The following is a 10,451-nucleotide window of genomic DNA, read 5'->3' on the forward strand; positions in this document are numbered from 1 at the left end:
CCGCTGCGCCCACCCGTGCCGCCCCAGCGGCGCTGCTGCCCGCAGCTAAGCGGGTTGGCGCGGCCCCGACCCACCCACCGGACCCGAGGCGCTACGCGCACCCCCACACAGCGGCCACAGGCCGCCGCAGGCGCCCGCCCGATACAGTCCCCGCGTGATCGAATTCGTGCGGAACCTTCGGCTCTGGTTCGGGCCCGAGGAGGTGCGGCAGGAGGGCGCGACGCCCGACTACCGGTTCTCGTTGGCCAACGAGCGCACCTTCCTGGCCTGGCTGCGCACCGCCCTCGCCCTGATCGGCGGCGGATTCGCCGTGGACCAGTTCCTGCCCGACCTCCGCTGGGGCTGGCGCGTCGGACTCGCCCTCGCGCTGCTCGCCGCCGGCGTCCTGTGCTCCCTGCGGGCCGTCAACCACTGGGTGCGCTGCGAGCGGGCGATGCGCCGCGGCGACGACCTCCCCGTCTCCCGCTTCCCGGCGCTGCTCAGCCTCGTCGTCGCCGTGGTCGCCCTCGTCATGGTCGTCGTCGTCCTCGTCGGGTGGGAGGGATGACCCGCGATCCCGGCCTCCAGCCCGAGCGCACCCGCCTCGCCTGGCGCCGCACGACCCTCTCCGGCACCGTCGTCGCCGTACTCGCCGCGAAGGCCGCCCTGCACGCCGGCCCGACCCCCTCCGCGCTCGTCGCCACGGCCCTGTGCTGCGCCCTCTGGCTGGGCTTCCTGGGCATCGCCCACCGCCGCATCCGCACCCTCGCCGAGGCGAGCCGCCCCCCGGTCATCGCCCCCGCGAGCGCCACGGCGGCCACACTGTGCACGGTGGGCCTCGCACTGTGCGGCGCGATCCTCGTACTTTAAGGGCTCACAGGGCTCTCAGAGTCCCAGTCCACCGTCACCACGATCTTCCCCCGCGTCCGCCCCTCCTCGTTCCGCCGGTACGCGTCCGCCGCCCGCTCCAGCGGAAACGTCTCCGACACGTGCACGCCGACCGCCCCCTGCTCCGCCAGCTCGGTCAGCCGCAGCAGGTCCGCCGCGTCGGGGCGTACGAAGACGTACCGCCCGCCGTAGTCGACGACGTCCGGGTCGGCGATCGACGCGAGGCGGCCGTCCGTGGCCAGCAGGTTCGCCGAGATCCTCAGCGTCTCTCCGCCGACCGTGTCGAACACCGCGTCGACCCCCTCGGGCGCCAGCCCCCGCACCCGTTCGGCCAGCCCGTCCCCGTAGGACACCGGCTCCCCGCCGAGCCCGCGCACATAGTCGTGGTTGCGCTCGCTGGCGGTACCGATGACCCGCGCGCCCAGGTGCCGCCCCAGCTGGACGGCGATCGAGCCGACCCCGCCCGCCGCGGCGTGCACGAGGACGGTCTCGCCCCGCTTCACCCCCAGCGCCTTCCCCATCACCTGGTACGCGGTCAGTCCGGTCAGCGGCAGCCCGGCCGCCTCCTCGTACGTCAGGTTGCGCGGCTTGCGCGCGAGGGTGCGCACGGGCGCCGCCACGTACTCGGCGAAGGTGCCGCGGGAGAGGAAGTCCTCACGGACGTAGCCGATGACCTCGTCGCCGACGGCGAACTCCGTGACGGACGCGCCGGGCTGCACGACGACGCCCGCCACGTCCCACCCGGTGACCACGGGGAACACCGGCTCGATGAGCGCGTCGAGATGCCCCTCGCGGCACTTCCAGTCCACGGGGTTGACGCCGGCGGCCCGCACCTTCACCAGCACCGAGTCGGGCCCCACCCGCGGATCGCGGACGTCGCCGTACTCCAGCACCTCGGGGCCGCCGTACCGTGCGTAGCTGATCGCCTTCATGGCTTCGACCCTCCGGGGTACTCGGACGCGACGCAAGCCGAATGTACTGATATGCACCGTTAAGGTGAGCGCCATGACCACCCTCCACCAGGAACACACCGCGCACGAGCACGACCACGGCCCGGCCTGCGGCCACACCGAGGTCCCCCACGGCGACCACGTCGACTACGCGCACGACGGGCATCTGCACCGGGAGCACAGCGGCCACTGGGACGAGTGCGAGACCTCCGGGCACACGGCCCACGAGAACCACGAGCACCGGCACGGCGAGGACTGCGGGCACGCGCGCGTGCAGCACGGCGACCACGTGGACTACCTCCACGACGGCCACCGCCACGCGGCCCACGACGGTCACTGGGACGACCACTGACCGACCGGCCACCCCTCACGGAGACCCGGCACTCCTCGTCCGCCCCTCCCCCACAGCTCCCCGCGCTCCCGCGCCGGGAGCTGTCGGCCTATCGTGGCCCCGATCACGTTCCGCTCCCCCACTGGACGCCATACCGACCGGTCGGCATCATGAGTCGCGTACTGTTCACCTGCCCGAGGAGCGACGATGAGCCCCGACCACCCGCCCGGACTCGATCTCGACCGGTTGCGCGCCCTGCTCGACCGCGAGCGTCCCGGCCTGGTGACCGGCCCGCTGTCCGGCCGGCTGATCGAGGGCGGACGGTCGAACCTCACGTACGCGGTCTCGGACGGCACCGCGAAGTGGGTCGTGCGGCGCCCCCCGCTCGGCCATGTGCTGGCCACCGCGCACGACATGAAGCGCGAGCACCGGGTGATCAGCGCACTGCACCCCACGGACGTGCCGGTGCCGCGCCCGGTGCTGCTCTGCGAGGACGAGGAGGTCCTCGGAGCGCCGTTCTACGTGATGGAGTTCGTGGAGGGCACCCCGTACCGCACGGCCGCCCAGCTCGCCCCGCTCGGCCCCGAGCGCACCCGCGCCGCCGTGCTGAACCTGGTCGACACGCTCGTCGGCCTGCACGCGGTGGACCCCGCCGCCGTGGGCCTCGGCGACTTCGGCCGCCCCGAGGGCTTCCTGGACCGCCAGCTCCGCCGCTGGGCCAAGCAGCTCGACGCCTCCCGCAACCGCGACCTGGCCGGCATCGACGAGCTGCACGCCACGCTCGGCCGGGAGCTGCCCCGCTCCCCCGCGCCGACGGTCGTGCACGGCGACTACCGCCTCGACAACGTCCTCATCGGCGACGCGGACGGCGAGAAGGACGAGATCAGGGCGATCCTCGACTGGGAGATGTCCACGCTCGGTGATCCGCTCACCGACCTCGGCCTGCTGGTGATGTACAGCAGCCCGCTCGGCCTGCCCGACTCCCCCGTCTCCACCACGGCCCAGGCCCCCGGCCACCCGGCGCCCGCCGAACTGATCGAGAGGTACGCCGCGCGCTCGGGGCGCGACGTGTCGTCGGTCGCCTGGTACACGGCGTTCGCCTGGTTCAAGCTCGCCGTGATCCTGGAGGGCATCCACTACCGCTACACGCTGGGCCAGACGGTCGGCCGCGGCTTCGACCGCATCGGCGAACTCGTCCCCGTCTTCATCGAGCACGGCCTGACCACCCTTCAGGAAGGCTGAACCGTCATGGACTTCGCGTTCGACGCACGCACCGAGGAACTCCGCGCCAGGCTGCTCGCCTTCATGGACGAGTACGTCTACCCGGCCGAGCGGGTCGCCGACGAGCAGCGTGCCCGCCTGGCCTCTCCCTGGGACACGCCGCAGGTCGTGGAGGACCTCAAGGCCGAGGCCCGCCGCCAGGGCCTGTGGAACCTCTTCCTGCCCGACGCCGAGCACGGCGCCGGTCTCACCAACCTCCAGTACGCGCCGCTCGCCGAGATCACCGGCCGCAGCCCGCAGCTGGCGCCGACGGCGACGAACTGCGCGGCGCCCGACACCGGGAACATGGAGGTGCTGGCCCAGTTCGGCGACGAGGCGCAGCAGAAGCAGTGGCTGGAGCCGCTGCTCACCGGTGAGATCCGCTCGGCGTTCGCGATGACCGAGCCGGACGTGGCCTCCTCGGACGCCACGAACATCACCACGCACATCGAGCGGGACGGCGACGAGTACGTCGTCACGGGCCGCAAGTGGTACATCTCCGGGGCGATGAACCCGGACTGCAAGATCTTCATCGTGATGGGCAAGACGGACCCGGACGGCGAGGACATCCGCCGCCAGCAGTCGATGGTGCTGGTCCCCCGGGACACGCCGGGCGTGACCGTGAACCGGGCGATGGGGGTCTTCGGGTACGAGGACCACTACCACGGCGGCCACGCCGAGGTGACCTTCGACCACGCGCGCGTGCCGGTGTCGAACCTGATCGGCGAGGAGGGCGGCGGCTTCGCCATCGCCCAGGCCCGCCTGGGTCCGGGCCGGATCCACCACTGCATGCGGCTGATCGGCATGGCCGAGCGGGCGATCGAGCTGATGTGCCGCCGGGCCGTCGACCGCACCGCGTTCGGCAAGGCTTTGGCCCAGCAGGGCGTCGTGCAGAACTGGATCGCGGACGCCCGGGTCACCGTCGAGCAGCTGCGGCTGCTGGTGCTGAAGACGGCCTGGCTGATGGACACCGTCGGCAACCGGGGCGCGCACACCGAGATCCAGGCCATCAAGATCGCGACGCCGCGCGCGGTGGTCGGCATCCTCGACCGGGCGATCCAGCTGCACGGCGCGGGCGGGGTGAGCCAGGACTTCCCGCTGGCCGAGCTGTACGCCGGTGCCCGCACGCTGATGCTCGCCGACGGCCCGGACGAGGTGCACCAGCGCTCGCTGGCCCGCCGGGAGATCAAGAAGTACCTCTGAGCGGCCGGAGTACGCCCCCGGGGAGCCGTAGGGCTCCCCGGGGGCGTCGTCTCACGGGCGCAGTGCCCGCAGCAGCAGGTCGGCCAGGTGGTCGGCCACTTCCTGCGGGGTGAGCGGGCCGTCGGGGCGGTACCAGGTGGACAGGTGGTGCACGGAGCCGAAGTGGTAGTCCACGACGAGGTCGGCCGGGACCTCCTTGGTGAAGACGCCGGCCCGCTGGCCTTCCTCGATGAGTGCGCGGAAGCGCTCGTGGTAGCGCCGGCGCTCGGCGCGCACCTGCTTGTTCTTCTCCGGGCTCAGCTGGTGCATGGAGCGGAAGAAGATCGACGCGTCGTCGAGGTTGTCGATGGTGGTGACGACCACGTCGGCCGCCGCGGCGCGCACCCGCTCCTCGACCGGCTCGTCGGAGTCCGCGTAGGCGTCCAGGCGTTCCTGCTGGAGGCGCAGGACGCGCGCGTAGACCTCGTGCAGGAGGTCGTCCTTGGAGCCGAAGTAGTGGTAGAGCGCGCCCTTGGTGACGCCGGCCGCTTCCACGATCTCCTGCACCGAGGTGCGGTCGTAGCCCTGCTCCGCGAAGAGCCGGGTGGCGGCGGCCAGGAGCCGCTGCGGCACCGGAGTGCCGTCCCCGTCCGTGGTCCTGGGCACTGCCGTCACCTGCCTTTCCGTTGTCTCACTGTCCGTCGTCGTGCGTACGGGAACGCAGTTCCCGACGGAGGATCTTCCCACTCGCCGTCTTCGGCAAGTCGGTGAGGATCTCCACCTGACGCGGGTATTTGTAGGCGGCCAGTCTCTCCTTGCAGTACGCGGCCAGCTCATCCGGGTCGGTGCCGGCGCCCGGGCGGAGGCTGATGTACGCCTTGACGGTCTCCCCGCGGTAGCCGTCGGGCACGCCGACGACGGCGGCCTCGCGCACCGCCGGGTGGGTGTAGAGGACGTCCTCGACCTCGCGCGGCCAGACCTTGAAGCCGGAGGCGTTGATCATGTCCTTCTTGCGGTCGACGACGTAGAGCCAGCCCCGCTCGTCCATGAAGCCGATGTCGCCGGTGCGCAGCTCGCCGCCGGGGAAGGTCTCGGCGGTGGCGTCGGGGCGGCGCCAGTAGCCGGGGACGACCTGCGGGCCGCTGACGACGATCTCGCCCTGCTCGCCGAAGGGCACCTCCTCGCCGAGGTCGTCCACGATCCGGACGACCGTCTCGGGGCCGGGCACGCCCACGGCGAGGGTCCCGGAGACCGGGTCGACGGGCGCCTCCAGGTGGGGCGGGACCGAGGCGCAGGGGGCGGTGCACTCGGTGAGCCCGTAGCCGTTGCGGATGTACGGGCCGAAGCCGGCGCGGAACTTCTCCACCAGGGCGGGCGGCAGCGGGGCGCCGCCGGAGGAGATGTTGGCGAAGGACGCGAAGTGCTCGCGGGTCACGGAGGGATGGGCGGCCAGGGCCATGAAGGCGGTGGACGGGCCGACGGTGTAGTGCGGCCGGTGCTCGGCGAAGGCGTCCAGGACGACGCCGGCCTCGAAGCGGTACGCGAGGACGAGCGTGCCGACGCTGTTCAGGCAGGCGCCGAGCTGGCAGACCATGCCGGTGATGTGGAACAGCGGCGCCAGCGCGAAGTAGACGGGCGCCTCGGGCAGACCGAGGCCGGTGCGCTGCCGTTCGGCGTTGTACATGATGTTGCGGTGGGTGTTCGTGGCGCCCTTGGGGGTGCCGCTGGTGCCCGAGGTGTAGCTGATGAGCGCGGTGGCATCGGGTTCGGGGTCGCGGTCCTCGGGGGCCTGGTGTCCTGCGCGGGCCGTCTCGGTGAGGTCGTCGGCGTCGGTGGCCCGCGGCAGCCGCTCGAAGGTGAGCACGCGGTCGTCGCCCCGGGTCTGGAAGTCCAGCTCGCAGGCCGTGAGCACGATCCGCACCGGCGAGTCCGCGGCCGTGTCGCGCAGGTACGCCTCCCAGGCGCGGTCGGAGCAGATGAGCGCGGCCACCTCGCCGTCGCGCAGGACGTGGCCGACCTCGCCCGACTTGTACATGGGGTTGACCGGCACGACGACCGCGCCCGCCTTCCAGGCGCCGAGGACGGCGAGCACGAAGTGCGGGGAGTTCTGGAGCAGGACCGCGACCCGGTCGCCGCGCTCCAGGCCGCGGGCGGCGAGGTGCCCGGCGACGGAGTCGCTCAGCTCGTCGGCCTCGCGGTAGGTGAGCCGGCCGTCGAAGTAGGCGAGGAAGGGGCGGTCGGGTGCCTCGGCGGCGGCCCGGCGCAGGGCGTGCACCAGGGAGGCGTCCGCGTGGAGCGGGGCCTTCTGGACGTCGGTGAGGAGGTCCAGCCAGGGCTTGGCGGCGTAGCGGGAGCCGGTCATCGCGCGGTCCCCTCCTCCCACTGGCGCTGAAGGCGGTTCATGCCGCGCAGCCAGCGTTCGGGTTCGGCGGCGCGGGCCTGGTAGTACCCGGCGACCTCGGGGTGCGGGAGGATCAGGAAGCGGTCCTTCTCGATGCCCCGGAACAGGGCGTCGGCCACGTCCTCGGGGGCGATGGCGGTCGGCGCGAGGACCAGTTCGCCCGCGCTGCCGCTGGCGGTCAGCATGTCGGTGCGCACGCCCTGGGGGCAGATGGCGTGCACCTTGATCCCGCGGTGGCGGTAGGTGAGGGACAGCCACTCGGCGAAGGCGTAGGCGCCGTGCTTGGTGACGCTGTAGGGGGCGGCGCCGATCATGGTGAGCAGTCCGGCCGCCGAGACGGTGGAGACGAAGCGGCCGTGGCCGCGCTCCAGCCAGTCGGGGATCAGCTCGTGGGCCGCGCGGACGTGGGCCATCACGTTGACGTCCCAGGCGAGCGCCCAGACGGCCTCGTCGGCGGCCTCCGAACCGCCGGAACCGACACCGGCGTTGGCGCAGTAGACGTCCACCGTGCCGTCGAGCGCGTCGCGGGCCTCGGCGATGACCGCGGAGGCGTCCCCGGGGACCGCGATGCCGCCGATCTCGTCGGCGACCGCCTTCGCCCGTCCGGCGTCCAGGTCGTTGACGACGACCCGGGCACCCTCGGCCGCGAAGCGGCGGGCCAGCGCGGCACCGATGCCGCCTCCCGCCCCGGTGACGACGACTCCGGCATCCTGCACGGCTTCCACCATCGGTCTCCTTCGACACGGCTCGGGCGCTGCCGGACGACAGACTAACCAGTCGGTATGGACGACGGAAGAGGTGAACCGCGGTTCGAGTCGTTCCGTGGGGCCGGGGGCGCGGGTTAGCGTGCGTGCGCATGACACCCGCCGAGATCACGGAGGTCACCGCATGACGCTGTCCAGACGCACCCTGCTCGCCACCACGGCCGCGGCGGCGGCCACCGCCTCGGCCGCGGGCCCGGCCCAGGCGGCCCCCTCGGGCGGGGGCGGTGGTCGCCGGCTGCGCACCGGGTTCGAGCGGCTGGCCGACGACGGCTACGCCCTGCTCGACGGCGAGCGCGTCGGCATCGTCACCAACCCCACCGGCATCACCCGGTACGTGCGGCACATCGTGGACGTGATGCACGCCGACCGCCGGGTGAACCTGACGGCCGTCTTCGGGCCCGAGCACGGCTTCCGCGGCACCGCGCAGGCCGGCGGCTCCGAGGGCCGCTACGACGACCCGGCGACCGGGCTGCCGGTGTACGACACGTACCTGAAGAGCGGGCAGCCCCTCGCGGACGTCTTCACGGCGTCCGGCGTGGACACCGTCGTCTTCGACATCCAGGACGCCGGCGCGCGCTTCTACACGTACATCTGGACGCTGTACGACTGCATGGAGGCGGCCGCGCTCGCGGGCAAACGGTTCGTGGTCCTGGACCGGCCGAACCCGGTGACCGGGCGGGCGGCGCTCGGGCCCGTGCTGCACAAGGAGTTCGCCACCTTCGTCGGACGGCAGCCGATCTCCCAGGCGCACGGCATGACGGTCGCCGAGCTGGCGCTGCTGTTCAACGGCGAGTTCCTGGCCCGGCCGGTGCCGCTGGAGACGGTCACGATGACGGGCTGGAAGCGGTCGGAGTTCTACGACGCCTCCGGGCTGCCCTGGGTGCCGCCGAGCCCGAACATGCCGACGCCGGAGTGCGCGCTCGTCTACTCGGGGACGTGTCTGTTCGAGGGCACCAACCTGTCGGAGGGGCGCGGCACCACCCGTCCCTTCGAACTGCTCGGCGCCGAGGGGATCGACGGGCGCTGGGCCGAGGCCGCGAACGGACTGGGCCTGCCCGGTGTGCGGTTCCGGGAGGCGTACTTCGCGCCCACCTTCTCCAAGTTCCAGGGCAAGACGGTCGGCGGCGTGCAGCTCCATGTGCACGACCGGGCCGCCTTCGACCCGGTGCGCACCGGGATCGCGCTGCTGGTGACCGCCAGACGGAGCTGGGACGGCTTCGCCTGGCGGCCGGACAACTGGATCGACAAGCTCACCGGGTCCACGCAGGTGCGCACGATGATCGACGCGGGCGCGGACACCGACGCGGTGGTGGCCGGCTGGGAGAGGGAACTGGCGGCGTTCCGCAGGACGCGCCGCCAGTACCTCCTCTACCGCTGATCTCTGTCGCCGGCGCGGTGCCGGCCGGTCACCGGTGGGACGTGAACTCCACGACCTGCTGGTAGGTCGGCCGGTTCTGCCAGCTGATGCCGCCGTGCTTGATGCCGCCGAGGGTGCGGTGGATCACCGAGTCGGCGCACCACTGGTCGCCCGCGGAGCAGCTGTCGTCGCCCGGGTAGACCTGGGCGGCGGTGCGGCCCGCGGCCTCCTTCAGGGTGGCGACCAGGGTGTCCCGGCAGGCGGCGAGGTCGCCTCCGCCGCAGTACTTCCGGGCGAGCGGGCCCTTGACGGACTCGCCGAGCACCGCCCGGACGTCCTTGTCGACAAAGCTCCACCAGCCGTACTGGAAGGCGCTGCCGGCGTGGGCGCCGGTCGGGCCGTGGGCGGCGGACGGTGACTCGTCGACGGGCAGGTTGCGGGTGAAGGCGTCGTACAGGCCGCCGCCGAGGCCGGGTGCGAACTCGGCCTTCACCAGCAGCGGCCACCAGGCGTCCAGGGTGCGGATCGCGTCGGCGTGGGCGTACTTCTTGGAGCCGGCCGAGGTCTCGGTGCGCAGGCCGCCCGCGGACAGCCATGCCTTGAGCCGGTCCAGGGCCGCCTTGGCCTCGGGGTCGGTGACCGGCGCGGACTCGACCACCTTCAGCAGGTCGGGCAGTACGTCCTCGGCCCGCAGGTCGGCGAGGCCCGCCTCGGCCATCGCCTTGACCAGCGCGGCCCGGGTGACGCCGCCCTGGGCGACCAGTTTCCTCACCCGGTCGTCGAGCAGGTTGCCGCGGTGGACGGAGCCGTTGCCCCAGGAGGCGGCCGGGTAGTCCTTGGCCTGCTTGTTGTTCCAGGAGATGTAGTAGTCCTGGTCGACGGAGCGGGGGTGGGCCAACGAGATGCCGGAGCCGGGACAGGGCCCGGCGGTCGGCGAGGTCACCTTCAACGGGCTGAAGCTCGGCGACAACGCCGTGGACGTCCGCAACACGACCTCCACCTTCAAGATCAACATCAACCCCTAGCCGGATCCGCCCCTGTCGGGAATCGACGAAGCGTAGCGCAAGCCCTTGCGAGGGTTTGCGCTACGCTTGCGTGTATGACGCGACGACTTGCTCAGGTGGCGAAGAAGGTTGGGGTCAGCGAGGCCACGGTCAGCCGGGTCCTCAACGGCAAGCCGGGGGTGTCGGAGGCGACACGGCAGTCGGTGCTGACGGCGCTGGACGTCCTGGGATACGAACGCCCGACGCAACTGCGCGGGGAACGGGCCCGCCTGGTGGGGCTCGTGCTGCCCGAGCTCCAGAACCCGATCTTCCCGGCGTTCGCCGAGGTCATCGGC

Annotated in this window: 12 protein-coding genes and 1 pseudogene; 8 read left to right on the forward strand and 5 right to left on the reverse strand. The window is 72.4% G+C overall.

Going from position 1 to position 10,451, the window contains the following annotated elements:
* The first annotated feature begins 154 nt into the window (after positions 1 to 154).
* A complete protein-coding gene (locus tag GTW67_RS36165; protein ID WP_161168943.1) occupies positions 155 to 547 on the forward strand; it encodes a DUF202 domain-containing protein in 393 nt (130 codons plus the stop codon).
* Positions 544 to 849 (forward strand): DUF202 domain-containing protein, encoded by a 306-nt coding sequence (locus GTW67_RS36170; RefSeq protein ID WP_161168944.1) that lies wholly within the window; start codon positions 544 to 546, stop codon positions 847 to 849. The genes GTW67_RS36165 and GTW67_RS36170 overlap by 4 nt, the downstream gene beginning before the upstream one ends.
* On the opposite strand, the gene GTW67_RS36175 is transcribed toward GTW67_RS36170, so the two are convergent.
* Entirely contained in the window at positions 846 to 1,799 is a 954-nt protein-coding gene (locus GTW67_RS36175; RefSeq protein ID WP_161168945.1) for an NADP-dependent oxidoreductase, read from the reverse strand. The two genes, GTW67_RS36170 and GTW67_RS36175, sit on opposite strands and share 4 nt — an antisense overlap.
* A 73-nt stretch (positions 1,800 to 1,872) precedes the next feature.
* On the opposite strand from GTW67_RS36175, the gene GTW67_RS36180 reads away from it, so the two are divergent.
* From GTW67_RS36180 to GTW67_RS36190, 3 genes are all read left to right on the forward strand, one after another.
* Entirely contained in the window at positions 1,873 to 2,169 is a 297-nt protein-coding gene (locus GTW67_RS36180; RefSeq protein WP_161168946.1) for a hypothetical protein, read from the forward strand.
* A 186-nt stretch (positions 2,170 to 2,355) separates the two neighbouring features.
* Positions 2,356 to 3,390, forward strand: a complete 1,035-nt coding sequence (locus GTW67_RS36185) for a phosphotransferase family protein (RefSeq protein WP_161168947.1) — start codon at positions 2,356 to 2,358, stop codon at positions 3,388 to 3,390.
* Between the two features lie 6 nt (positions 3,391 to 3,396).
* A complete protein-coding gene (locus GTW67_RS36190) occupies positions 3,397 to 4,611 on the forward strand; it encodes an acyl-CoA dehydrogenase family protein (protein WP_161168948.1) in 1,215 nt (404 codons plus the stop codon).
* Positions 4,612 to 4,662: 51 nt separating this feature from the next.
* Here the strand turns inward: GTW67_RS36190 and GTW67_RS36195 are convergent, their stop codons facing one another.
* Genes GTW67_RS36195 through GTW67_RS36205 form a run of 3 tightly spaced genes read right to left on the reverse strand, consistent with a single transcriptional unit; the run spans position 4,663 to position 7,719 of the window.
* The gene (locus GTW67_RS36195; protein WP_161168949.1) at positions 4,663 to 5,256 is read right to left on the reverse strand and encodes a TetR-type transcription factor C-terminal domain-containing protein; all 594 of its coding nucleotides are present in this window, start codon (positions 5,254 to 5,256) and stop codon (positions 4,663 to 4,665) included.
* Positions 5,257 to 5,281: 25 nt separating this feature from the next.
* Positions 5,282 to 6,952, reverse strand: a complete 1,671-nt coding sequence (locus tag GTW67_RS36200) for a class I adenylate-forming enzyme family protein (RefSeq protein WP_161168950.1) — start codon at positions 6,950 to 6,952, stop codon at positions 5,282 to 5,284.
* Complete coding sequence (locus GTW67_RS36205; RefSeq protein ID WP_161168951.1) at positions 6,949 to 7,719, reverse strand: SDR family oxidoreductase; 771 nt, start codon at positions 7,717 to 7,719, stop codon at positions 6,949 to 6,951. The genes GTW67_RS36200 and GTW67_RS36205 overlap by 4 nt, the downstream gene beginning before the upstream one ends.
* A 160-nt stretch (positions 7,720 to 7,879) precedes the next feature.
* Here GTW67_RS36205 and GTW67_RS36210 point away from each other — a divergent pair, with 160 nt between their 5' ends.
* On the forward strand, positions 7,880 to 9,133 hold the full coding sequence (locus GTW67_RS36210) for an exo-beta-N-acetylmuramidase NamZ family protein (protein ID WP_202438161.1): 1,254 nt from the start codon (positions 7,880 to 7,882) through the stop codon (positions 9,131 to 9,133).
* A gap of 28 nt (positions 9,134 to 9,161) precedes the next feature.
* Here GTW67_RS36210 and GTW67_RS36215 read toward each other — a convergent pair.
* Positions 9,162 to 10,007, reverse strand: a pseudogene (locus GTW67_RS36215) (penicillin acylase family protein); the annotation flags it as partial.
* 7 nt (positions 10,008 to 10,014) lie between these two features.
* Here GTW67_RS36215 and GTW67_RS38295 point away from each other — a divergent pair.
* The gene (locus GTW67_RS38295; protein ID WP_272920564.1) at positions 10,015 to 10,137 is read left to right on the forward strand and encodes a hypothetical protein; all 123 of its coding nucleotides are present in this window, start codon (positions 10,015 to 10,017) and stop codon (positions 10,135 to 10,137) included.
* 74 nt (positions 10,138 to 10,211) lie between these two features.
* On the forward strand, positions 10,212 to 10,451 hold a 240-nt coding region (locus tag GTW67_RS36220; RefSeq protein ID WP_161164252.1), incomplete at its 3' end, for a LacI family DNA-binding transcriptional regulator.

It is taken from the genome of Streptomyces sp. SID5910 (assembly GCF_009862125.1).
Lineage (GTDB): Bacteria > Actinomycetota > Actinomycetes > Streptomycetales > Streptomycetaceae > Streptomyces.